Genomic DNA, 24578 nt, shown 5'->3' with positions numbered 1-24578 from the left:
CGGCCATCGATCACCGTTTGGCCCACGTCATCTCCGGCCGACGGAAAGGGAGGGGTGGGCAGCGTCGAGTGCTCGCACCAGTCCGGTTTAATCTAGAATAAAATTTGGCCCGAGAGGTGATGGCGTGAGCACTGTATTGACCGATGAAGAGACCCTACTCGTCGAGACCGTGCGCGGGTTCATCGATCGGGAGGTCAAGCCGACCGTTCGCGAGGTCGAGCACGACAACAAGTACCCCGAGAAGTGGATCGAACAAATGAAACAGATCGGGATATACGGACTGGCGGTCCCCGAAGAATACGGCGGCTCGCCGGTGTCGATGGCGTGTTATGTGCTGGTCACGCAGGAATTGGCGCGCGGTTGGATGAGCCTGGCCGGGGCCATGGGTGGGCACACCGTGGTGGCCAAATTGCTGACACTGTTCGGGACCGAGGAGCAGAAGCGAGCCTACCTCCCGGCGATGGCATCCGGCGATATCCGTGCGACCATGGCGCTCACCGAGCCCGGCGGCGGATCAGATCTGCAGAACATGACGACCACCGCGGTCAGTGACGGTGACGACTTTGTGGTCACCGGTGCGAAGACCTGGATCTCCAATGCGCGCCGATCAGGTCTGATTGCTCTGCTGTGCAAGACGGATCCGAAGGCGGCGCCGCGGCACACCGGCATCTCTATCCTGCTGGTTGAACCCGGCCCGGGACTCACGGTCTCGCGCGATCTGCCCAAGCTGGGTTACAAGGGCGTCGAGAGTTGCGAGCTGTCCTTCGACGGCTACCGCGTCGCCGAATCCGCGATCCTCGGCGGAGTGCCCGGCAAGGGTTTCACGCAGATGATGAAGGGCCTGGAGACCGGCCGGATCCAAGTCGCGTCCCGCGCGCTCGGTGTGGCCACCGCCGCCCTTGAGGACGCGCTCGCCTACTCCCAGCAGCGGGAGAGCTTCGGTCAGCCGATCTGGAAGCATCAAGCGATCGGCCATTATCTGGCCGACATGGCGACAAAGCTCACCGCCGCTCGGCAGCTCACTCTCTATGCGGCTGACCGTTATGACAGCGGCGAGCGCACCGACATGGAGGCCGGCATGGCCAAGCTCTTCGCATCGGAGACGGCAATGGAGATCGCGTTGAATGCCGTCCGGATTCATGGCGGTTACGGGTACTCGACCGAGTTCGACGTCGAGCGGTACTTCCGCGATGCGCCGCTGATGATTGTCGGCGAGGGAACCAACGAAATTCAGCGTAATGTCATTGCAGGTCAGCTTGTTTCGCGCGGCGGTATTTGACACTCGACCGGGTTTGGCGGTCGGCGTTCAGCGTTGGCGATTCATTAGGGGTGGCCTCGAGCCACTGCTGTGCATGGTCATACCACGACGGCGCGTTGGGCGGGTAATTGATGCTGCGGCCCGCATCCGGCAAGACGAACGTCTGCACAGGTAGCCTCGGTCGGTAGTGCCTGCGCTCGCGCGCCAGCAGCCGGATGGCCGTGTTTGGAGCTCCGTTGGGCGGGCCCCATTACCCTCCTGCGTAGGGCCCCGAGCAGGATGAGGACGCGAGCAGTGCGCGGGCGACGTCACGGGAATGGAAGAGCTTCCCGCGTCAATCAACGGTTTCGCACTATGCCTCCGCGGGACGAGCGCATATGATATTTCTAATACGGATAAAAAAATCCTGATACTCCAGTAACGGGAGGCTCTCGTGGCGGAAGCGGCCGGCGTTGTGGCGGCGTCTGCCCTACATGCTGTTTCGCCTCCGGATGCGTCGTGGAGTTCGGTCAACCTGGCTGAGGCCGTCCCGGGTGTGATGACGCCGCTGTGCGCCAGCGTGTGGGTTCCGGCCAGCGAAATCGGACTGCGTGCCCCGTTCGTGGCCATGGGTGTGCTACCGGCCAATCAGGCGGCCATCCCAGAGCGTGACGAGCACCGGATCACTGGTGCCTTCTATGGCCGCATGGCTGTGCGGGTGGATTTCCTCTGCGCGATGGGTGATCTGATCCCTGGGCAGTCAGGCGAAGCGCTCTCCCGGGACTTCTTCGGCTTTGTTCCCGATGACTTCGTCAGCAGGCCGTCTATCCGGCGACTCCCGTGGATCGCCGTACGCTACCCCCGGACGCTGCTGTACATCGCGCGGCGAATCGAGCGGCTACGCACCGAAACTGACGCTTGGTGGCGCAGCGCGATCGGCATGATCGATTCGCTGTCCGGCGAGCAGCTCCGATCTTTGATGGCAGAGGCGATTTTCCGCTTCGAGCAAACACTCGCCGTGCAGGCCGTGGTCAGCGCCTGCGCTATTCAGCCGTTGCACGAGCAACTGACCAACCTGGCCGCCATGGCCGGCGTGGATGCCACTGAACTGTTGCGCGGTCACGGCTCTCACGAGGAGGCCCGGGTTTTGGCCGACCTGTGGAGCGTCTCGCGCGGCAGCCTCGAACTCTCGGACTTTCTGCTCTGGCACGGCTACCACTGTCCGGGGGAGGGCGAGTTGTCCAGCGTGACATGGCGGGAGAACCCTGAACCCGTGCGCAAGCTAATCGCGCAATACCGGGCGATGGACGATACGGCGGCGCCCGACAGCGATCCCGCTGCGCAGCGCCGCGCGGGCAAGCCAGCCGAGAGCCGCTTCTACGCGTCGTTCAGGGGTGCGCAACGGCTCAAGTCTCGGCTGGTCCTGCGACTCGCCCGCCGATTTCTGCCGCTGCGCGGTGTCGGGAAAGTTTCATACCTGCAAAGCCTCGACGTGGTGCGGGCCTGTGCCCGACATCTCGGGGACCAGTTGGTCGCTGAAGGTGTCCTCGGCGATCGCGACGATGCATTTTATCTCACCGCAGAAGAACTGTCCGCCAGCCTGCCGCCCGACGTCAAAACCATTGTGGCTCAGCGCCGAAAGCTTCGAGACGAGTACCGTCAGGTCGCGGTCCCAGCGTCGTGGAAGGGTCAGCCGCAACCGGTCGTGCGGACCGGCGGAGAGGCCGAGGATGTGACCACCCTGGCTGGTGTCGGCGCATCCGGAGGCGTCGTCGAAGGTCGCGCGGTGGTGGTCGACGAACCCGCGGATGCCGAGATCAACGACGGTGACATCTTGATCGCGCGCACCACCGATCCGTCCTGGGTGTCGCTGATGTTTCTCGCCAGTGGGCTCGTCGTCGATATCGGCGGCATGATGAGCCACGCCGCGGTGGTCGCGCGCGAACTCGGCATCCCATGCGTCATGAACACCGCCCGCGGCACGTCCACTCTGCAGACCGGCGACCTGATCCGCATTGACGGTGCCGCCGGAACCGTTGAAATCCTGCAACGAATAGGAGTTACCACCTGATGACCGCTGCCGAAATCACCAAGGCATGGGGGCCACTGGCCGAACCCATCCACGCCGACGCCGCCGGACCCACCGACCCGGTCTGGAAAGACAACGCCTACCTGTCCTTCTGGGACACCCATAACCAGGTGTTCGGCACATTCCATGTCTCCACATCACCCAACGGAACGGGCGCCCGGCGGGCCCGGTGCAGCGTGTCCGTGCAGGGCAAGGTTCTGGAAATCATCGAAGATCTGCCACCGGGCAGCTTTGAGAGCGCGTCAATCAAATTCGGGCTCGACGGCCGGATCGCAGTGCGCCATGAGCGGTTACAGGCCGATTTGGCCAATGTTCCGCTGTTCGTCGCGGCCGACTATGCGGTGAGTGGGGTTGTTCCCGAGTTGGTGCCCGGCAAGCCGCTGCAGCACTTCCAGCAGGCCTGCGAGATCAACGGCACCCTGGTGCTCGACGGCGTCGAGTCACCGGTGCGAGCGCAGGGAATGCGCGACCGCACCTGGGGTTTCCGTGACGAGTCCGCGCAGTGGATCGAGTATGCGGGTCTGGTGGCCGTCATCGGCGACACTTTCGTCACCGTCATGAAATTTCTGGGAGCAGACGGCTCGCTACGGTCGGATGGGTTCCTTATCAACGCGAATCGATCGGTCACGATCGTCGACGTCGCATTCGGGCGCGATGCTGCCGGACAATTCCGGTTGGCCCGTCTGCGAGACGCGGAGGGTCGCAGCCGGCTGGTGACGGTGTCCTCGAGGCTGGCCGGATTCTTTGTGCCAATGGGCGCAGACTCCGAGGGCCCGTCTTTTGGAACCTATGACGACTTCATGTCGCTGGACAGCGAAAACAGTTCCGGTGCGGGATTTTTCGAGCAAGGCATCCTGCACCGAGTGTTCTGATCGAGTGTCCTACGCGTAGCCATCGAGCACCCGCGCCGACCAGGACGACCGGCAACGGGGCCGAGGACGTGTCAGCGGTGCCCGGTGATCCACCCGACCGCGCCGGTCGGTGCGGGCAGATCGAGCAGGGAGGCCAAGACCTGTGAGGCCGGATTGTTGAACGGCATTGGCGCATCCGGGGGCAGCAGGCCCAGCTCGATCATCTGCTTGCCGACGCGCAGCAGCAGGATCGCGCCCCGAAGCGCAGCCCACGCTTCGAACCAGTCGAGGTCGTGCATTGTGCGGCCGGTGAGCTGCTCGAAACGTGTTATAGCGGCACTACGGTCCGGAAAGCCCTCCAGGCGCGGCAGCCCGATCCCGGCCGAATAGACGCGGTCGAAGAACAAGAAGTAGCCCAGGTCGACTTCGGGGCGGCCGAGGGTGGCCATTTCCCAGTCGAAGACACCGGTGACCTTCTGGTCGGGGCCGAACATGAGGTTTCCGAATCGGGCGTCGCCCCAGGAGACGACCAGCGGGTTGTCCTGTGTCGGTCGGGAGGCCGCCAGCAGCTCGAAGGCCTTATCGATGGTGGGGCTGAGTGTGTCGCCGGCGGCCCAGCTGTAGAAGCGTTGCCAGTACTGCAGTTCTTGCTCGATGACCGTGTCGCCCAGGTCGGCGTGCAGTAGCTCGGTCAGGCCGAGCGTCACCGGATCCGCCCGCTGGATGTCCGCGATAACCTTCAGAGCCTCGTCGAACATGGTCGCGCGCTGTTCGGCGGTCAGGTCGACCACCCAGCCCGCGGTCACAAAGGGCGGATCATCGCCAGGCACTTCGCCATACGCCCGCTCCAGCAATGCGAATGGTGAACCGAGAACGTCGCCGGTGGTCTCGTGGGCCAGGACCCGGGGAATCGGGGCATCGGTGTGCGCCGACAGCAGTGACATCACCCTGAGTTCACGGCCCAGATCGTAGGTCTCGAACAATCCGCCGTCCTGAGGGGGGATCCGAACGACTAAACCCTCTTCCACCAGCTCACCGTGCTTCCGCCAGCTGGCCTCGAATAATACCGTCTCACTGGACATTCCACTCGCCGACGGAATTATCACGTTCGACACCTTGACCGGCCCGGAGGCGTCGAACACGGTCGGCAGCCAGGCGGCAAGGTGTTCACCGACGGCATCCGCGTCCAGTTTGTTCTTCAGCGCCATGATCATCCTCGATCTGATGTTGATCCAACAAAATTTAACTGGGATTAGATTATACCTCGATAGCCAACTAAAGGGCTGAGTTGCGGGCGGCATTCAGACCGCGTACAGGGTGCCTCGCCACATGGCCACCAGAACGTCGACCGCGCTCTCCTCGTCGCGAAGGCTCGACTCGACACCGAGCCCAGCGATGTGCAGCACTCGTTCGGTGCCCCAGAACAGGGTTGCCGCAAGCATTCTGCTTGGTATCGGCGAGGTGATCATTCCGGCGGCGCGTTCGCGTTCGATCTCGGCCGCGCCGGCGGCGATGAACCGTTCGGCTATCGCCAGCCACAGATCGCGCAGTTCGGGCTCGGCATGCCAGTGATGGTTGGTCGCCTGGAAGACCGGTCGGTGTCGATGCCAGGCGTGTGTCACGGCCCGAATGCTGCGTTCCAGGGCATCCGTTGGCGAGTCCTCGGGGGATCGAGCAAGAAACGGCTGCACTGTCTGGAAGATGTCTTCCATCGCGCGCTCGAGCAGGCCGCTGACGACGGAGAACTTGGAGGCGAAGTAAAAGTAGAAGGTCGCCCTCGATACTTTTGCTTCAGTGAGAATCTGCGCGACGCTGATGTCCGTCAACGATTGGCGTGCGAGTAGGCGCGTGGTGGCGGCCAGGATGTTCTCGGGTGCTGAGGCGCTGTCGGTGTCTGCGACTCTCCGTCGACCGAGCGTTCGCCTCGTCGTTTCGGTCATCGCCGCCACCTTACTCCCGATTTGCCCACCTCAGCGGTGGCGGACAGCGATTTTAAGCTAATTTCAAATTAGGTATACACGCTGTATGGACATTGTGTTAGTGTGAGCCGGTCCACACCTGCGGGGAGCTGTCAGCGCCGTCACTGGCGCCCAGGGGTGTCTCTCGCTGTTGCACAGAATGCCGATGGATAGGCGGAAAGGTCAGATTCGGATGAGTTCGATGATCAGCGTCAGCTCGTGGCCGCTGGTAGGTCACGAGGGATGGCCACCCAATATCGTGCCGAGCCCGGGTGACTTCGAATGCAGCGCGCCGGCGCAATTCGCCTTCTTTTTCATCGCCGGGGCCGCGGTCGTCATCTTCGCGCTCCCATGGGCCATCCGCGCGGCGATGCGAAGTCGGAATTACACCCCACTGCTGGTGATCGGTAGCGGCCTGTTGTGCAGCTTGTGTGAGCCCATGCTCGACATGTTGGGCCATCTGCACTGGGCGAAGAACCTGGTGCCGGCGTTCACGAACTTCGGGATCACGGTGCCGGCCCTGATTCCGCTCTGCTACGTCGCGTTCCTCGGCCTGGAGTCCTACTTCTGCTACTTCGTGATCCGCAATGGCGCACACGCCCGGCACTTTGTCATGATGCTCGGATTGGGCATCTTCACAGATGCGTTGATGGAGACGATCGGCATCAACCTGGGCGTCTACACCTACTACGGCGTGCAGCCGTACAAGTTTCTGAACTTCCCTTATTGGTGGGGATTCATCAACGGTGCGTCGTTTGTCACCGTCGGCGCAATCTTGGCGTATGCGGTGCCCCGATTGAAGGGCGCTAAGAAGTTCTGGCTGCTGCTGGCGGCGCCGAGCGGCATGATGTTCAACTACTTCGGTGTCGGGTGGGTGCACATTCTGGCCAGCAACTCGACACTGCCTGTCGCGGTCCGCTGGGTGGCGACGACCATCATGATGGCGATGATGGTCGGCTGGATGTTCGTGCTTCATCATCTCGTCGGTCGGCCGAACGACTTGCCGGCGCCACACTGGACACTGTGGCGGATCTTCGCCTACGGCAAGGTCACGCCCAGCCGTGCGATGCGCCAAGCCATGTGGCAGAAGATGTGCGAGGAAGGCGGTGTGCGAGCCGGCGACGGGATTGCCACCGACCCGGAAGATCCAACTCAGGCGCTGCTCGTCGGACCGACCTTGGTCTTCGCGAACGGCGCGAGCCGGGATCCTGGGCGCGACAGAACCGCCGTCTGATCGTCGTCGTGGGTCGCTCAGGTCATCCTGGGCGACCCACGACTGACCCGTGGGCACGCCTGACGCAACCGGGCTTCCTCAGCCGGTGATCGAAGGGAATGCTGCGATGACGCAGGGTGTGCAGCGAACGATGGCCGCCTGCGGTGCGGTGTTCGTGCTCCTACTGTTTCCGGCGATCATTATGGTCGGTCTGCTGCTGCCATTCATGATGAACTGGCCTGCCGCGACAATCCAATGCCTTGCCATCGGATTCGCGATTTCGTTGCGGCGCATGAGGTTTAGCCGCGGTGGCTGGGATACTTCAATGTCTTGGTGGGCAATTCTTCGCGCCGGGAGTTAGTGGTGCTGTCCAAAAACGGGGTCTTCGCGTGGAGCGGCCTGCTGGTGTTCTGGTTGGTCGCGGCGTTCTCCGGCGTGTGGTTCCTAGTCATGACCTGGCAACTGTGGGTGAGTATCGCAACCCTCGCGCGACGACGCCGTCCCGGCGCTTATTCCCGCTGACGAAGCCGCGTGAAACGAATCGCGGAGATGACCGCCCTACAACAATCGACTGCCGGCCGAGAGCATTCCCAGGCTCACAATGTCCTTGGTGGACGTCGTGGCGGCGTGTGGCAATTGATTACCGCGGCGCTTTGTTGCGGTGTTGGTATTCGTCGCCATCGGCACCCAATTCATGGATATACGTTCTGCCCCAACGGATCTGGGCGGATATTCGAGGTTATCTGCTGATTTGTTCTGTCGGTTCTGGTAGCTATTTGACGTCCTCGTCAAGGCATACCGTCGAAGTCGGCAAGGTGTTGCGTAGATTTAATCCAGATTATAATCTGGCGCCTGTGGCTCATCCCGTAACCGCTGAAAGCCGGTTACTCACTGGCAGCAACCCCTTCAATGTCGAACCCGAAATGGACCTGTTGCATACAGCGCCGGCTGATGCACCGGGCTGGAGCGAGACGATGTTCTTCCACGCATGGTCTCCCCGGGAGAATGTCGGTGTATTCGTGCACACCGGCAGGTGGCCGAGCGACCTCGATCTGTGGTGGGCTCAGGTAATCGCGTTGCTGCCCAATGGTGAGTTGCTGGTCGATCGGTCGTGGGGGCGAGCAACAGACAATCGGGGTCCGGCGACGGGAAACCTCAAAGTCACGTGCACGACTCCGTTGCGCAGCTGGCGCTTGGCCTTTGACGGGGCTGGGGCTATCTGTGACCTCAGCGCAATGGCGGCAGGCCCGGTGGGCGCCGGACCGGCGCGCCGGTTGTCTTTCGACCTGGAATTAGAAGCCGCCGCCCCGGTGTGGGACCTGCACGGCGCGTTGGGGATCGACCGCCTGAGCTGGGCCTCCTTCCACCACAACCAGGGGTTCCGCACGAAGGGCTCGCTGACCGCGGGCTCGCAGCGTTGGGACGTCGACGGCGTCGCAATTCGGGACCATTCCAGCGGGCCACGGGACGTCGGGCAGTTGGGTGGGCTGCACTTCCTCTTGTTGGTGTTTCCCGAGAGTGGTCGCGTGGTCAACGGCCTGGTGAACTGGCGTCAGGACGGCAGGGTCGACCATCGCACTTTCTGCACTCAGGAGGCCGGTGTCTGTGAGGTGGGGACCGATGTCCGAGTCACCGGTTTACATTCGGTCGCGACTCACGAACCACGTTCGATGGACATCACCCTGCAGCGGGCGGACCATTCCTCCGAGGTTTTGAAAGCCACGTGGCTGCACGGCTATTCGTTGACGTATCTACAGCCCAACGAGAACATCAATGGAGTCCACGTCGTTACCCAGCCCGACCCTCTCGTCGTCACGCAGAGCACCGTTCGTGTAGTGGCGCCTGACGGCGAAGTCGGTTACGGCGTCATCGAGCGTGACTACCGACCGTCTGCGCTTCCCTCAACTGAGGAGCGGTGAGGGTGTCACTGAATCAGTCGGAATCCGACCTAGACCTGTCCGAGGAAGAACTGGCCGCAAGCCCGGTTCATCATCCGGGAGCCAAGCGGCGATGGACCACCGCCAACGTCGATGAAGGCCTGCCCGGAACGATCACCCCGCTGACCTGGTCCATGTACTTCCCGCCCACCGAATCCACCATGCGCGGTTGCTGGGTGGATCTCGGTGTGCTGCCGGAATCGCAGCGCCCGATCCCAGACGACGTCGACGGTCGCTTCCTCTCGGTGGCCTACGGCCATGCCATCGCCAACGTGGATCTGTTAGGCCGGATGGCGGCGGGTGTGCCGGGAGGCTCAGCGGCAACCATGGAAGCCCAGTTGTTCGGGTCGGTCGAGCGCGATGGCGAGCCCGAGCTCACTGGACTACGCAAGATGCGACGCTATCCATTCGTCGCGGCGAAATTTCCCCGCGCACTGCGTCGCGCGATGCGCGAGCTCGAACCGTGCGCGCAGAATACAGCCCGCTGGTGGCGGGCTACGGTCTTCGAACCCGAGGCGCTGGTGGGCAATTCGGCCGTGCAGGCACTGGCCGAGGCGCGCCGGCGGTTCGAGGAAATCCTGGTCACTCACATGGTTCTCTCCATGGCGTGCCAAGGTCTGATGGGCCGCGTCGAGGCATTGGCCGCCAAGGCCGGGCTGGACGGCGTGCAGCATGAACTCATCAAGAGCGATGAGGGGACTGCCGAGTTCGACTTGGTCCGCGATCTGTGGAGCCTGTCAGCCGACACGATCACGGTCCAGGATTTCCTGCATCGGCACGGCTTCCACGGCCCTCGCGAGGGGCTGGTGGAATCGACGGTATGGCGGGAGAATCCCCAGCCCGTCGCCGATCTGGCCGCCGCCTACCGGTCCCGCCGCGGCGGTGAAGACATTGACGCCCTGGTGTTGCGACGGCGGAGCGAGCATGTCGCCGCAGTCCGCCGGCTGGAGCAGGCGCTCGGCCCGATCCGATCGATCCCGGCACGCACGCTCATCCGATTCGCGGCGCACGCGCCGACGTGGCGCGAAACCGGCCGAGCCAGCATGTTGCAAGCCGTCGACGTCGCCCGCGCCGCATCACGCGTCGTCGGTCGGGATCTTGCCGAGGCGAGTGTGCTCGACGATCCCGCGCATGTGATGTTCCTGACGATCGATGAGATCGTGCGTGGTGATCGTGACGACTGGCCTGATCTCGTCCGTCAACGTCGATCCGACCACGCAACGTTCGACCGGATCGTTCTTCCGCACGTATGGCGTGGCGTGCCCGAGATTGCCGCCGCCCCTGCCGCGGCCACCGGGCCGGCACCCGAGCACCAGCCCGACGTCGTGGAAGGTCTAGGGGTGAGCGCCGGTACCGCCGAAGGAGTAGTGCGCGTCGTTCGTGATCTCGATGACGCCGACATCGACGAGGGCTCCATCCTGGTGTGCCGTGCGACCGATCCCAGCTGGGCATCGCTATTCGCGCTCGCCGAAGCGGTGGTCACCGACGTCGGCAGCGCGATGAGCCACGCCGCCATCGTCTGCCGGGAATTGGGGCTGCCCTGCGTCGCCGGCACCCGCACCGGCACCACAACGCTGCGTGACGGGATGCGGGTGCGGGTTGACGGCACGACTGGCCGCGTGGAAATCCTGCACGACCCGTCGCGTGCCGACGCACAGCCGACTGGTTAGAGCGCCGTCTTTCGCTGAATTCGGCCTTGCCCGAACATGAAGAGCTTTTTCGCTTTTCGGCCAAATCTGCGCGTCATCCCAGAATCTGCGGTTTGGCTGCACTTGGACGGCGCCGTCCCGTCAGCGATCGGGACGGCGCCTCACATCAACGCGCTACCGGGAACGGGTCGTTCTGACCGCTCGAATAGGGGTCGGCGTCTGCTGTCTTGCGTGAGCTCACCAACTCTTTCAGCACTCCCGCTATGCGCTCACCTTTCTTCTGAATGTGGAAATCCTTGAGCATGGTTCGCGCAGCGTTCTGGCCGGGCATGCCGCTGATACCGGCGACCGGGTGGGTGCCGGACCCGGTCAGGTAGAGACCGTCGATTGGTGTCTTGTATCCGGCGAATCCGGCGACCGGCTTGTTCGGGCCGAAGCGACTGATGGTTGGATCCACGTGGTAGACCGAGCCGTCGATCGCCCAGAACCGCTCTTCGATGTCGGGCAGCACTAAGGGACGCACGGCCACCTGCAGGTCTTCGACGCCTTTGTAGTACTCGTCGGCGTCTTTGATGATGCTGTCGGTGATCTTCTTGCGGGCCACGTCCCAGCCGTCCTCTGGATAAGACGGGGTGAGGCCGGTCCAGAACCACCAGAGGTCCTTACCGGGAGGCGACATCGACGGATCGAAAGAGTTCGTCACCTGGGCCAGGCCCGGGATGGCCTCCGGCACCTTGCCCCGCACGCAGGCGCGGGCGGCCTCGACGGCTTGTTCGTACGTGTGGTAGCAGTTGCACGCCTGCCGCATATCGATACCGTCGCCGCGCCACTTTTCATGCTTGGACATGTCGATGCGTCCGGACAGCGCGACGTTGACTTTTGCGTCGGCGATACCGCGTTTGCGGGTCGGGATGTGGTCGGCGGCGTTCTGCTTCTTCGGTTCCAGAACGCCACGCGGGAGCAACCGCGTCAGCGTCGTCTTCGGACTGCATGCGGTGAGAACGGCACGCCGAGCGCGGATTTCAACCCCGCCCTTGACACGTACGCCGGTGCAGCGGTTGTTGGTGATGATCAACTCTTCGACGGGGGAGCTGGTGATCACGTCACCATGATTGTCCTTGATAACGCTGATCAGCGCTTTCGGCAGCGATCCGGTGCCGCCGTGGAACATGGCCACGCCGTACTTGCTCAGCACCCCCAGGTAGATTAGCGACCAGCCAGACATATCAGCGTCGAAAGGCATGAACGGGAGACTGGCCAGCATCGGTGCACGGATCATGTCGTGCTCGAAGCTCTCCTCGACCGCCTCCATTTGAGAGCTCGACATCCACCGACCGAGCGCTGCGAGCTGTTTCCGGTTCTTCAGCACCGCGCGTGCCGATTTCAAGATGTTCTTGATCTCCGGCTCACGGACGTTGGTCTGCATCATGGGCAGCCCGATCTCGACGGCCGCGTCGATTACCTCGTAGAGCTCGAGTAGTGCGCGGGCGTCCTTCTTCGAGAAGTACTCCAATTCTGCGGCGGTCTTGCGGGGGTCGCGCCACAATCCCAGCGATGCGCCGTCAGCCGAGAGTTGAAAGTGTGCGGGGTCGATAACCGTCTGCCGCAGACCGTAATAACGCGACAGCCCAAGATCGCGGTCAATCGTCGTGGTGCGGAACAACGACGCCTGAATCGACGCCTCATTGATCGTGTACTCAGGCGCTTCTGGGGCGAAGGAATTCGTCGACGTCATACCGCCGGCGGTCGGGGACGCCTCGACGACGAGAACATCCAGCCCGGCCTTCGCGAGATACGCCGCGGCGACCAACCCGTTGTGTCCCGATCCCACAACGACAACGTCGGCTTCGCGCGGCGGGAGAGCGTCCTTCATCACCAGTCCTTCGATCGTCCGAGAGCGAGACGCGTTCAGCGAATCTAACTAATACTAAATACTGCCACCGCGAGCCACGGTTGCGGCCGAAGTGGGTTGGCGCCCTACCGAATCCCGCTCAAGTGCGTGCCTGCCTGAACACTCGAACAAGGGTCGTCGGCACCGTGGCCATCGCCACGGTTCTGTTGCACCATACACACTGTATGCTCAATGCGATCCAGAGCACAACCCACTGCCGACGCCCACTTGGGGCGCGGTGGCAGCACGGTCGAGACGTAACGGCGAATGCCCGGCACCGTCGCCCCTCGCGAGGCCGGCCCCGGGGCCCAGGGTCGCATCGTCCGACCGGTTGAACCGCGAAGCATCAGAACGGCAATTTTGTCCCCGTCCTGTACAAGACTTTTTACTTGAATATAGATTTAATAAGCGAGTCAACTCACGTCACCGAAGCCGGGAGCGCTGCCACCATGGTCAAACCAACGACTACCGTCGATGCGCAACGCCGACGCACAGCCGTCATTGATTCTATTGATCAGGCAACACCGGCCTGGCTCACCGGCACCCTGCAGGCTGCCGGCGTGCTGCACCAGGGCGAGGTCACGGAAGTGACCAGCGAACTCATGAATGTCGGTCAACTGGGACTGGTCGCGCGTTTGAATCTCGCCTACGACAGCATGGAATCGGATGCACCTTCCTCCGTCATGTTGAAGCTGCCATCAACTGATGCCGGGAGTCGAGGCCTCGGCATGACCCTTGGGTTCTACGAAGCCGAAGTGGGGTTCTACAAACAGATCGCGCCCACCGTCCGCGTCCGAGTTCCGCTGGTTTACCAGGCTGACATCGAGCCCGAGACCGGGCGCTTCACGCTGCTGCTGGAAGATCTCAGCTCGATCGCTGCACCCGGAGACATGATCGCCGGTGGCACCGTGGAGCAAGCCGCGCAGGCGCTGGACGGGCTGACGACGCTGCACGCGCCCAGGTGGTCTGACCCCAGCCTGGCCGCACTGACGTGGTTGGCCAAGCCGCAACGCCTGCAGAACTTCTTCGCCGGCGTCGAGCCGATGCTGCCGAGCTTTCTCGAGCGCTTCGGCGACCGCCTCGACTCTCGCGATGTGGCTCTCGCCGAGCAGGTGGCACCCCACGCCAACTCATGGGCGGAGCGAACGAATCAGGGGCGCAAGACGGTTCTTCACGGTGACTACCGCATGGACAATGTGTTCTTCCCGAGGGTGCCCCACCAGCCGGCCGCTGTGATCGATTGGCAGGCCGCCCAACTCGGTCCGCCGCTGATAGATGTGGCCGTCTACCTAGGCGGTTGTCTTTCGCTGGAGGATCGGCGAGGGCACGAGCGTGATCTGCTACAGCGATACCAGGACGGGCTGGTATCTGGCGGTGTCAAGGACTTCTCCTTCGACGACGCGTGGGCGAGCTATCGCTGGTGTGCCTTCTACGGCTTCATGCTCTCGATAGCAATGGCCGTCCAACTCGAGCGATCCGACCGGGGCGACGCGCTGTTCGCCGGCATGTTCGCCGCATACGCCCACCAAATTCGCGACCTGGACTCGATGGAGCTGCTGAAATGAGCCGCCGACCTGTGACCACGGCGCTGGCATTCTCGTGTGATCGCTACACGCCCCCTGCGGTTTTCGGGCAGGCGGCCGGGGCCGCTTTGGACAGCGGCGCCGTCGACGAACTGCTCGTCTGGGATCAGATGACCAATTTCTGGCCGCGACAGCTGTGGTGCCCCGGCAATACCCCCATGGCGTCGGTCTTGCCCGACCTGGACTCGTACTGCGACGCGTTCGCGATGAGCGCCTACCTCGCGGCGAAGGCTCCCGGCCTCGGCATGACGATCAGCACCGACGCCATCCGGCGCGGGCCTGCGGAGTTGACCCAAACCATGATGACTCTGGCCAACCTCACTGACGGTCGCGCGAAGATCATGATCGGAGCGGGCGAGGCCAAACAGATAACACCTTTTGGGTGGCGGAGGTCAGAGGGTCTAGAACGTCTCGAAGATCAGTTCAAGGCCTTCGACGCGTTCTGGAATACCGACGGACCCGTCAACTTGGCAGGCAATCACTGGACTTTCAAAAACGCCTGGCTGGGTGAAGCGCGTGGTCACCGACCTACCGTCTGGGCGTTGGGGGGAGGCCCAAAGCTTCTCGACCTCGCCACCACGTACGCCGACGGATTTTCTGCCATCGTGCCCTGCGTCGCTCCGAACGTGGATTCGTGGGCTCAAACGGTTACCACGCTGAAGACCGACTTGGAGCGAAAAGGACGTGACCCGGAAGCCTTCGAATTCGGCATCTGGTTCATGTCATTGATCCATGAAGATGAGCAACTCCTCGAACAGGCATTAGACAATCCGCTGATGCGCTGGATGGCAGGAGTCTTCGGCCGTGTCGACCAAAGCGCATGGGACGCAGAGGGAATGGAACCGCCGCTGCCGAGGGACTGGCATTACGCCATCAAACTGCTCCCGGTTCAATGGACCGACTCCGAGATCGACGGTTTGCTCAGCCGCACAACACATGAGATGGCTCAGAAATCATTCGTATACGGCACCCCGGCCTCCGTCGCCGATCAGGTGGCGCAATACGTTGAGGCTGGGGCCACCTGGGTCAGCGTCTGCGACATCCTGCCGCTCATCCTCGATCCCGCGGACGCACAACTCGGACAGCACAGGAACCTCGAAGTCTGTGCCCGTTTGAAGAAACACGGATGACGCGGGGGATAAGCAAGCAGTATTCCTACGACGACGAGGGCAGCCACGACCCGGCCAGCGACGATCCGGACTGGCAGGAAAGTGTGTTCGTGCACTGGTATGACCGCGCCGCCGGGATCGGTGGAGTCAGCCGGATCGGCCACGAACCGAACCGACCGGGCGGTGGTCGGTCGGCGTTACACTGCTTCGTGGCCACCACCGACGGTATCCGCTTTCGTCGCAACGATTTTCAACTTCCCTTCGAGCCGGCCGCATCACCACGCGGATTTCGCTCTGGCGGCTCGGAGTGGCATGTCGACGCTGGAGCACCCAGGCTGGTGATCAATGAACCCGGCGTGCACGTCGACTTGCGCATGGACAACTTCTATTCCCTGACCGACTTCTTCCCACCCAAGGGGAGCATGACTGAGGATTTCGCCAAGGACCACTACGAGACGTCGGGTCGTATCCGCGGTAGCGCCCGCATCGATGGCCGGAGTTTCGACGTTGACGGGATGTACCATCGCGACCACTCGTGGGGTTTACGCAAGACGATGACCCTGAAGAGCCACCGGTGGATCTCTGGAACCTTTGGCCCGGACCTGTCTTTCGGTTCAATCATCTGGCATGCCGCCGACGAGACGATGGTCAGGGTTGGCTACCTCGTCCGCGACGGAGAGGTCAACTACGCGTCTGACGTTGACGCTGTGACGTTTCTCGAGCCCGATGGATTGACGCACCGAGGCGGCGAAGTCCGCTGGTGGATGCCCGACGGAGATGTCTTCGAGCTTCGGGCCGAACCCGTCGACGCCGTCGTGGCCCATCTGCACAACGCCTATTACGTCGACTCCATCTGCGACGTCCGATTTCCCGACGGCGGCGACCGTTGGGGGATCTGCGATTTCGAAATCAGCAACAACGCTCGATTAGGGAGCGCGCCAGTCGGCACTTCAATCAACGCTGCGCTCGCCAACGGCCTGACGAGAAGGCAATGACCATGAGCGCCTTCGATCAAAAATCGCCGCGGATGCCCGCCCGGACCGAGGCGACGACTAGCACGGACACGAACACTACGACTGAGGTGATACCTTCTACCGCAGCAGGTTTCGTCACCGAGAAATGTATGTTGACGTTGCGAAAAATTCAGCAGCACGCTGCGCGGGGGATTGCCAGGTGACGCGCGTAAGCGACATGCTCGAGAGGCTGGACACGGTCGATCCGCGTCCGGGAGTGCGGTGGACTACCGGCAACATCGCCGAGGCTTTTCCCGGCGTGTTCACCCTGTTCGGCATGACGTTCGCGTTTGAGCCGATGGAGATGTCATTCCGGCGTCTTTTCGTCGACCTGGGGGTCTTCGCCCGTAACGAGCTGCGGGTGCCCGAAGATGTTGAGGACTGCTTCCTCACGGTGTTCTCCGGTTGGGGCGCAGGGAATATCGACAAATTCCGCGAAATCGCCAATGTCATGCCGGGGACTACCGCAAAAGCCGTCGAGCAGCAGCTTTTCGGGTATGCGCGGCCTGAGACCGTCGACGAGAACAGCCGGAAGCGCTACCCGGCGATCATGGTGAAAGCCCCGCGCTGGATGCTGCGCACCCCCAAGCGGCATAACGCGATGTTCGCCGAGCTCCGAAGATGGCGGCTCGATCAGCTGTCGAGGATCCCCAATCTCGACGAGAACGGTTGCCTGGCAGTGCTTGCCGACTCGCGGCGCCGCTTCGAGGACATGATGAAGATTCACATGGGCGTTGCGATGATCAGTTCCTCGATCGCCGAGAAAGTCGCTGCTGCTGCTGCCGCCGCCGGTAAGCCGGGACTGGAAGCCCAACTGCTCTCCGGCGTCGGTTCCGATGAAAACGAGGTCGCACACGATCTGTGGGCGTTGGCGCACAACCAGATAAGGGTCGGCGAATTCACGGACCGGCACGGCTACCACGGCCCAAACGAGGGGCAGTTGATCGGCGTCACGTGGCGCGAGAACCCCGCTCCCGTCCTGGCGCGCCTTGACGACTATCGGGCGATTGACGCCGCAAGCCCGCGTGCACCACGCAACCGCAGCGCCGCGCAAGCGGCCGCCCGCCAGCGGGCGCTCGCCGAACTGTTGGCCGCGACTCCTAGATTCAAGCGTCGCCTTACTGCCATGATCGTCAAACTGGCGGCGCGTTTCCTGGCTCTGCGAGAACAGGGTAAAGCCGGTTACCTGCTCACCTACGACGTCACCCGTGCGACGGCACGTAGGCTGGGTGCGCTGCTCGTCGAACGCGGCATCATCACCGACTCCGAGGATGTTTTTCACCTCTCGTATCAAGACCTGGTAGCTGGAATATCCGGCGATCAGCGGGCCGCGGTCGCCGATCGGGTGGCGCAGTACGCCGAACGTCAAGATATTCGGCTGCCTAAGGCATGGTCGGGCGGCCCGGAGATCACCAAACTCGCAACGGCTACCGGCGAACTGCTCGATGTCGGAGGGATATTGGCCGGTGTGGCCGCTAGCGGCGGCATCGTCGAGGGACGGGCGCGGGTGGTGCGTGACCCCGGCGACGTGGACATCGACGACGGCGACATCCTCGTGTGCGAAACCACCGACCCGTCCTGGGTGTCACTGTTCATGGTTGCCGGCGCAGTGGTCACCGATCACGGGGGCATGCTGAGTCATGGCCCGATCGTCGCCCGCGAGATCGGCATTCCGTGTGTCTGCGGTACCGAGACCGGCAGTCATCGAATATCTGACGGTGCGCTGCTCCGGGTCAACGGCAATGTCGGCACCGTCGAAGTGATCGGCTGAATGTTTCGCTTCCGAGGACCCGCCATCACGCTCGTCGGACTGATGGTGGCCTGTCACGGTCAGCGTGGCAGCGACACCCTGGGAACCTTGAATCCGCCGACCACGTCGTGCGACCTCGGCTGACCGTGCTCGCGTAAGTAGTCGCGATCTCCGGCGCGAAGAGTGTTGCGCCCGTTTCTCGCCCGGTTGCAATCCCGCCAAAGCTCACACCCGGAACGGTCAATTGATTTTTGAGTTTATGTTAAAATAACCGGATGGTTGAAGCATTTATCGTTGACGCAGCTCGTACACCTGTGGGCAAGCGCGGTGGTGGATTCGCTGACGAGCACCCCGCCGACATGGCCGCCCACGTGATTCGTACTGTCGTCGATCGACACGACATCGACCCCGAGTCGATCGATGACGTCATCTTGGGCTGCCTGGACAACATCGGTTCCCAGGCCGGCGACATCGCACGGACAGCGGCCCTTGCGGCTGGCCTGCCCGAGTCGGTTCCCGGCGTCACGATCGACCGCCAGTGTGGATCGGCCCAGCAAGCCTTGCATTTCGCCGCGCAAGGCGTGATGAGCGGCACTGCCGACCTGATCGTCGCGGGCGGCGTGCAGAAAATGAGCCAGTATCCAATCTTGTGCGCTTTCGGCGCAGGTGAGCCTTTCGGCGCGAGCGATCCATGGACCGGATGCCGGGGATGGGAGGCCCGGTTCGGCACTCAGGAGATCTCACAGTTCCGCGGTGCGGAGATGATCGCCAGTCAGTGGAAGCTGAGCCGCGAGGACAACGAGAAATTTGCGTTAACCAGCCACCAGCGCGCCGTGGCAGCTATTGCCGACGGCCGATTCACAAGGGAAATAACGCCGTATGCGGGCGTCACGGTGGACGAGGGGCCGCGCGCCAACACCTCACTGGAGAAGATGGCGAGCCTGCCGACCCTGATTGAGGGCGGGGTGCTGACCGCGGGCGTGGCCAGTCAGATTTCCGATGGGGCGGCGGCACTGCTTATCGCATCGGAAGATGCCGTCAACAGGTTCGGACTGACACCGCGGGCCCGGATTCACCACATGTCCGTGCGTGGCGCCGACCCGGTGATCATGTTGACTGCTCCCATCCCGGCTACCCGGCACGCACTCAAGCGAACGGGACTGTCGATCGACGACATCGATCTAGTTGAGATCAACGAGGCTTTTGCACCGGTGGTGCTTGCCTGGCTGGCAGAACTCGAGGCAGACCCGGATCGCGTCAACGTCAACGGCGGTGCGATTGCTCTGGGCCACCCCCTCGGGTGCACCGGCGCCCGCTTGATGACCTCGCTCCTGCACGAGCTGGAACGTACCGGGGGCCGCTACGGACTGCAGACCATGTGCGAGGGCGGCGGCCAAGCCAATGTCATGATCATCGAGAGGCTATAGGCGGTGCGCCGAACACTCTACGGCCCTGACCATGAGGCCTACCGCGAAACGGTCAAGGAGTTCTTAGCCCGAGAAGTTGTCCCGTACCAACACGATTGGGACCGAGCCCACCGGATCGACCGCGATGTGTTCGCCCACGCCGCCAAAGCGGGCATTTACGCATTGGAGGTTGACGGGCGGTACGGGGGTGCCGGTGAACACGATTACCGCTACCGAATGGTGGTCTGCGAGGAGATCGCCCGAATCAACGCGTTGTCGTTCGGCTTGACCATCAGCCTCCAAGACGACCTCGTGCTGCACTACCTCCTCGATCTCACCTCTGAGGAACAGAAACAACGGTGGTTGCCGGGCTTCGCCTCCGGTGAATTGATCGGCGCCCTCGCTATGACGGAACCGGGTGCCGGCAGCGATCTCCGAGGGATCCGCACCAGTGCTCGCCGCGACGGCGACCACTGGGTTCTCAACGGGCAGAAAACGTTCATTTCCAGTGGGATCATGGCCGACCTCATCGTGGTAGCCGCTTGCACCGATCAGGAGGCGGGCTCGCGAGGCTTCAGCTTGTTCGTAGTCGAGCGCGACACCCCAGGATTCAGACACGGACGTCAGCTGGACAAGATCGGGCTACCGGCCCAAGACACTGCCGAATTATTCTTCGACGACGCCCGCGTTCCAGTCGAGAATCTGCTCGGCGAGCAAGGCAGTGGCCTCCAATACTTGATGAGCCATTTGCCGCGCGAGCGATTAGGTGTTACGGCACAAGCGATCTCGACCACACGTGCGATATTCGACTTCACGGTCGAGTATTGCCAACAACGCAAGACATTCGGCCAGCCGCTGACCGCAAAGCAACACATCCGCTTCGAACTGGCAGAGATGTCAACGGAGCTCGATATTGCGGAAGCCTACGTCGACAAATCGGTAGAAGCGTTCAACGCGGGCGAACTTTCACCAGTTGATGCGGCAAAAGGCAAGTGGTACGTCAGCGAGCTTCAACACCGCCTCATCGACCGGTGCCTGCAACTACACGGCGGATACGGCTACATGCTTGAATACCCCGTGGCCCGAGCTTATCTCGACACCCGAGCCCAGACTATCTACGGCGGCACGACGGAGATCATGAAGGAGCTCATCGGCCGCGAGATCGCTGGCTCGGAACCGACTTCCAAACGGAGATGAAATGGCGCGCATCTCATCTGCTTGTTGACGTCCACCAGCGCGAACGCAACACGAGCCCGGCAGCGGGTTTGCCCGAACTTTGCCGTAGCGGGGTGACGCAACCCCCGCTACGGCAATGCCTCACTTGAATGACAACGGATTCGCGCTGATCTCATGTGGCGCTGACCATTGGGGTGATCTCGTTGACCGGCAATCCAGACCGGAGTCTCGGGGGCGCTCAGAGAGATTCCGCGCCCTACGGATCGGACGCGCCATCAGCCGCGCCGCCAGACACGTCCGGGAGTGATCATCGATCCCAGTCAACGCTTTGGCGCAGGTCCCGTCGGCCAGTGGGAACCCCCCGACGATGTCCATCTGCTAGAACTCCATCGGGGCACCGCGTGCGACCGATCCACCAACCCCTCCAGGCCCGCGCCATCATAGCGGGCTAACCAGGAGTGCACCGTCTGACGCGACACCCCTACCTTTTCGGCACCACTCTGCTGGACGCAACCCGACACGGGTCGCCCGCGCGCCGGCTGAACGCGTCGAAATCTTCGACAGCGCGCTGCCGCCGCCAACGGAACCGGTCGCTGGGATGCCGGCGCCGGAGAAGGGCCGCGATGCTGAGCGCGGTCGATGAACGCAAACTGGACAGGGCGTGACAACGAAAAGTACGGTCGCGTTGGTCATCTACTGGTAGAGCGGGGAATCTGTTGCGGCACAGGGCTGTGCATGCAGGAGCATTGCAATGAGGACTCTCGATGAGGGCTCACCGTCGGTGTTTGCGGTGGGCACCTCTGGCACAATCGCCGCGTCGAGTCCTACCGGCAACGCCGGCGGGATCGCCGTGGCGTAACCGGGGATCTTAAGGCCCCGATTTCGGGCCTCTTGTGTCGTGATCGGCGTTGCGCAGCAACTCCGACAAACATCGCCATATCAATCACGGCGAAGATCGCCGTGGCCGAATAGCAAATCGCGCGGTCAACCCGTCAAATTGCCTTGTGTCACAACATCAATGTCGCCTAGCTGGGCCGGCTCACACCTAGGCGCGCCAGCCGGACCGTCGGCATTGCGCCTCTGGGGTGCCAACAGCACATCGGGCCGCGTTGTGCCTGAACGCGAATGTCAAACCACAGGCTAAGCAGATCAATATGAGCACGGCGTAAGTGTGATCGCCGTGCCATTAAATACGAGGTACACCAATGGATTTCGGAGTCTTACCGCCCGAGGTCAACTCCGGCCGGATGTACGCCGGTCCGGGGGCGGCCCAATCCCGTTGGAGCGGCACGTCAATCGGGGGCGGTTGCCCAAGCTGCCGGCAGGGCACCCACCAACGCGCATTCGGCCATATCGCAGTTGATGTCGACGACCCCGCGAACCCTGCAAGGCCTTGCTTCGCCTGCCGCGTCTCCCGCGGGGGCTCGGCGTCGCAGGCGTCGTCATTGGCGACGTGGCTGAACAACCTGAATTCCACGCCGTTTGGCGAGGGTCGCCTCGAACGTCGAGTTCGTCACCAAGGCCACTAGTCCGGTCAACGACACGTTGCTCAGCCTCAGCCTGGGCATGGTGGCGACGGCGCGGACGTGGAGCGACACGGCGGTCGAACTGGGGGGCCGCTGCTCGCCGACCTGGGTTCGAGCACGCAGGCGGTGGGCGCGGCCGGCGCCTCTGCCGTATCGGCGAGTGCCGGGAGCGCGGGTCTCGCGGGGCGTTGTCCGTGCCGCCGGGCTGGGCCGCGGCTGGCCCCGACGTCAAGCTCGCCGCCACCGTGTTGGAGTACACGAGCGCCGGCGCCGCACCGACGGTCGCGGCGGCGGGTGGCCTCTCGGGCGAGATGGCCTTGGCGGGCTTGGCGGAAGCGCGCTCGGCGGTGCCGTGCCCCGCGGATTTGCCGGAGGTGCCGTGCGGAACCCGGCTCGCCGCTCATCGGACAACGACGGCAAAACCCCGGGGAAGCTCAAGACCGTCCTCGCGGAACTGCAGCAGGCGCCCGAGGCGGTGCAACACTGGCACACCGACAAGGCGCATCTGGAAAGCCTCTTGGATCAGCTGGCCAAGAAGCCGGGTGTAAACGCCGTGCACCTGTCCTTGGCCGACTAATCGTGTCGGTTGAGGTGAGACGGTGCCTAGGCTGCGCTGTAGCGATGCCACGGCGCGTGCGCCGACCCCTTTTTCGGCGCGCGGTTCCCGGTCGGCAGGTGGGACACGGAAGTCAAGGTCACCTCGCTGCTCAGCGCGCGACGCAGGGCCATGCGGCGGATCCACGACGCGGCCGCGATGGCCGCGACGGCCAGCGCGAGGGCCAACACAATCACGACGTCTCCCAGGGCGACCAGCAGGATGATGCCCGCGATGACCCCCAGCGTCTCGGCTATGGGGAAACGGGCATCCGGGCGTTGACGAATGATGGTCTGCCGCATGTCAGCCTCGCTGGGTGAGGGCCACCGTCTGAACCAGTGACGGCGCGTTGCAACACGTGAGCGGCCGAAAGGCTGCCCGTGCTGGCGCCCGAGGTGACCCAACTCACTACCGCTTACGGCGCCGGGACGGCGGCGCGTTTCTGGTTCGCCAGGGCGGTAAGGCCCATTCCGAGGAACACCGCCGCGCCGCCACCGGTCACGATCGCACCGACCGGCCGCAGCGTCTCGTGCCGGATGCCGCGCAGGGTCGCGACGATGTCCAGGGCGTCGGTGAGCAGCCCAAGTTGCAATGCGCGGGTGCGCAGCCGCGGTGATGCGGGATCCGCGACGGCCAGGGCCAGCGTCAGTTCGCGAGACGCGAAGAGCTGGGTGAGAAGCGGCTGGTTCGCAGAACCCAGTCCAAACGGGCGGGCAGCTCTGATCGGGGCCGCCCACGAGACCACGCCGGTGGCAAAGCGCAGTGCGGCGAATGTCGGGATGAGGGCGCTGTTCGGTGTGGTGGCCATGGGACCATCCTCTTCTGGCGAGCCGTCGATGCACAGCTCTTACGGACCGGCTACCTGCCAGAGACGCGAAGTGCCACCTTGGCAGGATTTGAACCTGCGACACCGGCTTCAGGAGTCGGTAGTTACTCCAGGTTGCCGTTGGTTATCGTAATCGGTTGTCGCGCAACGGGTGTCGCCATCACGGCCAGATCAACCTCCGCCCCCGCACGACGAGATGAGAGACCCGTGTGCGTTCTATCCCGCGATTGAGGACTGGGGCTGGAGGGTGGCCGCGCTCAGCAGATTCCTAACTGATTCTTGGGAGATTGCTGGCCTGCCTCTCAGCAGACGACAAGAGGCGCGGGGGAGAATCGCTACATGGTCGACCCCTCCGCCCTCGTCGCAGCCCGCATCATCGAACACTCCGCCGCGTATCTGAAATGCGGTCACTGCCAGCGAGTGGCCACCAAATCAAATGCTGTAATCCGCCGGTTGCCCGGGATTGATGTGGTGTTGTGCCACGACTGCCAATTCGAGCGGCTCACAGGCGCGCTGCTGGTGGCTCGCGCGGAAGTTGAGGAGGGCGACCCGAGCGCGGTCGCCTAGGACCTCGGGGTACCCGACGTGGCTGTTTAACCGAGAAAACCCTCTCTGACGTGCCCCTGTTCAGAGTCGGTTGATTCTTGACGTTTCTGTTTCGGTTGATCCTTGACACTCGTGTTGTTTGTTTAGGTCCTGGTCCTGGTCCTGGTCCTGGTCCTGGTCCTGGTCCTGGTCCGCAGGGCCCGTTTGTTTCGTACCTCGCCGG

General features: G+C 63.1%; 21 protein-coding genes and 3 pseudogenes. 18 read left to right on the top strand and 6 right to left on the bottom strand.

Features of this window, described 5'->3' with window-relative positions; all coding sequences use genetic code 11:
• Nucleotides 1-124 precede the first annotated feature (124 nt).
• From B8W69_RS11300 to B8W69_RS11290, 3 genes are all read left to right on the top strand, one after another.
• On the top strand, nucleotides 125-1279 hold the full coding sequence (locus B8W69_RS11300; protein ID WP_085289911.1) for an acyl-CoA dehydrogenase family protein: 1155 nt from the start codon (nucleotides 125-127) through the stop codon (nucleotides 1277-1279).
• Between the two features lie 517 nt (nucleotides 1280-1796).
• A complete protein-coding gene (locus B8W69_RS11295) occupies nucleotides 1797-3308 on the top strand; it encodes a PEP-utilizing enzyme (RefSeq protein ID WP_085289910.1) in 1512 nt (503 codons plus the stop codon).
• Nucleotides 3308-4198 (top strand): DUF7064 domain-containing protein, encoded by an 891-nt coding sequence (locus tag B8W69_RS11290; protein WP_085289909.1) that lies wholly within the window; start codon nucleotides 3308-3310, stop codon nucleotides 4196-4198. Before B8W69_RS11295 ends, B8W69_RS11290 begins: the two co-directional genes overlap by 1 nt.
• A gap of 71 nt (nucleotides 4199-4269) precedes the next feature.
• Here the strand turns inward: B8W69_RS11290 and B8W69_RS11285 are convergent, their stop codons facing one another.
• Both B8W69_RS11285 and B8W69_RS11280 read right to left on the bottom strand, forming a co-directional pair.
• Nucleotides 4270-5385, bottom strand: a complete 1116-nt coding sequence (locus B8W69_RS11285) for a phosphotransferase family protein (RefSeq protein ID WP_165762596.1) — start codon at nucleotides 5383-5385, stop codon at nucleotides 4270-4272.
• A 93-nt stretch (nucleotides 5386-5478) separates the two neighbouring features.
• Entirely contained in the window at nucleotides 5479-6117 is a 639-nt protein-coding gene (locus B8W69_RS11280; protein WP_245843202.1) for a TetR/AcrR family transcriptional regulator, read from the bottom strand.
• 220 nt (nucleotides 6118-6337) lie between these two features.
• Here B8W69_RS11280 and B8W69_RS11275 point away from each other — a divergent pair, with 220 nt between their 5' ends.
• The 5 genes from B8W69_RS11275 to B8W69_RS11260 all read left to right on the top strand — a co-directional run bounded on the left by B8W69_RS11275 (nucleotide 6338) and on the right by B8W69_RS11260 (nucleotide 10955).
• On the top strand, nucleotides 6338-7369 hold the full coding sequence (locus tag B8W69_RS11275) for a hypothetical protein (RefSeq protein ID WP_439330605.1): 1032 nt from the start codon (nucleotides 6338-6340) through the stop codon (nucleotides 7367-7369).
• Nucleotides 7370-7418: 49 nt separating this feature from the next.
• Nucleotides 7419-7709 carry a hypothetical protein gene (locus B8W69_RS11270; RefSeq protein WP_133057993.1) on the top strand — a complete coding sequence of 97 codons (291 nt, stop codon included), beginning with the start codon at nucleotides 7419-7421 and terminating at the stop codon, nucleotides 7707-7709.
• A gap of 2 nt (nucleotides 7710-7711) precedes the next feature.
• The gene (locus B8W69_RS30285; protein ID WP_165762595.1) at nucleotides 7712-7870 is read left to right on the top strand and encodes a hypothetical protein; all 159 of its coding nucleotides are present in this window, start codon (nucleotides 7712-7714) and stop codon (nucleotides 7868-7870) included.
• A 332-nt stretch (nucleotides 7871-8202) separates the two neighbouring features.
• Entirely contained in the window at nucleotides 8203-9267 is a 1065-nt protein-coding gene (locus tag B8W69_RS11265) for a DUF7064 domain-containing protein (protein WP_245843201.1), read from the top strand.
• A 2-nt stretch (nucleotides 9268-9269) separates the two neighbouring features.
• Nucleotides 9270-10955: a PEP-utilizing enzyme gene (locus B8W69_RS11260; RefSeq protein ID WP_085289903.1), complete on the top strand. Its 1686-nt coding sequence runs from the start codon at nucleotides 9270-9272 to the stop codon at nucleotides 10953-10955.
• 145 nt (nucleotides 10956-11100) lie between these two features.
• Here the strand turns inward: B8W69_RS11260 and B8W69_RS11255 are convergent, their stop codons facing one another.
• Complete coding sequence (locus B8W69_RS11255) at nucleotides 11101-12807, bottom strand: phytoene desaturase family protein (RefSeq protein WP_110881900.1); 1707 nt, start codon at nucleotides 12805-12807, stop codon at nucleotides 11101-11103.
• A gap of 467 nt (nucleotides 12808-13274) precedes the next feature.
• Between B8W69_RS11255 and B8W69_RS11250 the strand changes: the two genes are divergently transcribed.
• The 6 genes from B8W69_RS11250 (at nucleotide 13275) to B8W69_RS11220 (ending at nucleotide 20883) form a co-directional block, all read left to right on the top strand.
• A complete protein-coding gene (locus B8W69_RS11250; RefSeq protein ID WP_085289901.1) occupies nucleotides 13275-14390 on the top strand; it encodes a phosphotransferase in 1116 nt (371 codons plus the stop codon).
• A gap of 11 nt (nucleotides 14391-14401) precedes the next feature.
• Nucleotides 14402-15538: an LLM class flavin-dependent oxidoreductase gene (locus B8W69_RS11245; protein WP_085289900.1), complete on the top strand. Its 1137-nt coding sequence runs from the start codon at nucleotides 14402-14404 to the stop codon at nucleotides 15536-15538.
• Between the two features lie 8 nt (nucleotides 15539-15546).
• The gene (locus tag B8W69_RS11240; protein WP_085290047.1) at nucleotides 15547-16512 is read left to right on the top strand and encodes a DUF7064 domain-containing protein; all 966 of its coding nucleotides are present in this window, start codon (nucleotides 15547-15549) and stop codon (nucleotides 16510-16512) included.
• A gap of 178 nt (nucleotides 16513-16690) precedes the next feature.
• Nucleotides 16691-18301 (top strand): PEP-utilizing enzyme, encoded by a 1611-nt coding sequence (locus B8W69_RS11230; protein WP_245843199.1) that lies wholly within the window; start codon nucleotides 16691-16693, stop codon nucleotides 18299-18301.
• A 254-nt stretch (nucleotides 18302-18555) separates the two neighbouring features.
• Nucleotides 18556-19707, top strand: a complete 1152-nt coding sequence (locus B8W69_RS11225; protein WP_085289898.1) for an acetyl-CoA C-acetyltransferase — start codon at nucleotides 18556-18558, stop codon at nucleotides 19705-19707.
• Between the two features lie 3 nt (nucleotides 19708-19710).
• Nucleotides 19711-20883: an acyl-CoA dehydrogenase family protein gene (locus B8W69_RS11220; protein WP_085289897.1), complete on the top strand. Its 1173-nt coding sequence runs from the start codon at nucleotides 19711-19713 to the stop codon at nucleotides 20881-20883.
• Nucleotides 20884-21114: 231 nt separating this feature from the next.
• Here B8W69_RS11220 and B8W69_RS11215 read toward each other — a convergent pair.
• Nucleotides 21115-21383 (bottom strand): annotated as a pseudogene (locus B8W69_RS11215) (helix-turn-helix domain-containing protein); the annotation flags it as partial.
• A gap of 684 nt (nucleotides 21384-22067) precedes the next feature.
• On the opposite strand from B8W69_RS11215, the pseudogene B8W69_RS32220 reads away from it, so the two are divergent.
• From B8W69_RS32220 to B8W69_RS31355, 3 genes and pseudogenes are all read left to right on the top strand, one after another.
• Nucleotides 22068-22151, top strand: a pseudogene (locus B8W69_RS32220) (PPE domain-containing protein); the annotation flags it as partial.
• A 164-nt stretch (nucleotides 22152-22315) separates the two neighbouring features.
• Nucleotides 22316-22702: pseudogene (locus tag B8W69_RS32100) on the top strand (PPE family protein, SVP subgroup); the annotation flags it as partial.
• 65 nt (nucleotides 22703-22767) lie between these two features.
• A complete protein-coding gene (locus B8W69_RS31355) occupies nucleotides 22768-22965 on the top strand; it encodes a hypothetical protein (protein ID WP_245843198.1) in 198 nt (65 codons plus the stop codon).
• A gap of 26 nt (nucleotides 22966-22991) precedes the next feature.
• On the opposite strand, the gene B8W69_RS11205 is transcribed toward B8W69_RS31355, so the two are convergent.
• Both B8W69_RS11205 and B8W69_RS11200 read right to left on the bottom strand, forming a co-directional pair.
• Entirely contained in the window at nucleotides 22992-23285 is a 294-nt protein-coding gene (locus B8W69_RS11205) for a hypothetical protein (RefSeq protein ID WP_085289895.1), read from the bottom strand.
• A gap of 113 nt (nucleotides 23286-23398) precedes the next feature.
• Nucleotides 23399-23791 (bottom strand): hypothetical protein, encoded by a 393-nt coding sequence (locus B8W69_RS11200; RefSeq protein WP_085289894.1) that lies wholly within the window; start codon nucleotides 23789-23791, stop codon nucleotides 23399-23401.
• 357 nt (nucleotides 23792-24148) lie between these two features.
• Here B8W69_RS11200 and B8W69_RS11195 point away from each other — a divergent pair, with 357 nt between their 5' ends.
• Complete coding sequence (locus tag B8W69_RS11195; protein WP_085289893.1) at nucleotides 24149-24376, top strand: hypothetical protein; 228 nt, start codon at nucleotides 24149-24151, stop codon at nucleotides 24374-24376.
• Nucleotides 24377-24578: the final 202 nt, after the last annotated feature.

It is taken from the genome of Mycolicibacterium vulneris (assembly GCF_002104765.1).
GTDB classification, from domain to species: domain Bacteria; phylum Actinomycetota; class Actinomycetes; order Mycobacteriales; family Mycobacteriaceae; genus Mycobacterium; species Mycobacterium vulneris.
This window is presented reverse-complemented; position numbering and strand designations above follow the sequence as displayed.

Coding starts and splice junctions, on each gene's coding strand:
- B8W69_RS11295 (WP_085289910.1), top strand. CDS start 1,797: ATGACGCCGCTGTGCGCCAGCGTGTGGGTTCCGGCCAGCGAAATCGGA.
- B8W69_RS11290 (WP_085289909.1), top strand. CDS start 3,308: ATGACCGCTGCCGAAATCACCAAGGCATGGGGGCCACTGGCCGAACCC.
- B8W69_RS11285 (WP_165762596.1), bottom strand. CDS start 5,385: ATGGCGCTGAAGAACAAACTGGACGCGGATGCCGTCGGTGAACACCTT.
- B8W69_RS11280 (WP_245843202.1), bottom strand. CDS start 6,117: ATGACCGAAACGACGAGGCGAACGCTCGGTCGACGGAGAGTCGCAGAC.
- B8W69_RS11275 (WP_439330605.1), top strand. CDS start 6,338: ATGATCAGCGTCAGCTCGTGGCCGCTGGTAGGTCACGAGGGATGGCCA.
- B8W69_RS11255 (WP_110881900.1), bottom strand. CDS start 12,807: ATGAAGGACGCTCTCCCGCCGCGCGAAGCCGACGTTGTCGTTGTGGGA.
- B8W69_RS11250 (WP_085289901.1), top strand. CDS start 13,275: ATGGTCAAACCAACGACTACCGTCGATGCGCAACGCCGACGCACAGCC.
- B8W69_RS11225 (WP_085289898.1), top strand. CDS start 18,556: ATGGTTGAAGCATTTATCGTTGACGCAGCTCGTACACCTGTGGGCAAG.
- B8W69_RS11205 (WP_085289895.1), bottom strand. CDS start 23,285: ATGCGGCAGACCATCATTCGTCAACGCCCGGATGCCCGTTTCCCCATA.
- B8W69_RS11200 (WP_085289894.1), bottom strand. CDS start 23,791: ATGGCCACCACACCGAACAGCGCCCTCATCCCGACATTCGCCGCACTG.
- B8W69_RS11195 (WP_085289893.1), top strand. CDS start 24,149: ATGGTCGACCCCTCCGCCCTCGTCGCAGCCCGCATCATCGAACACTCC.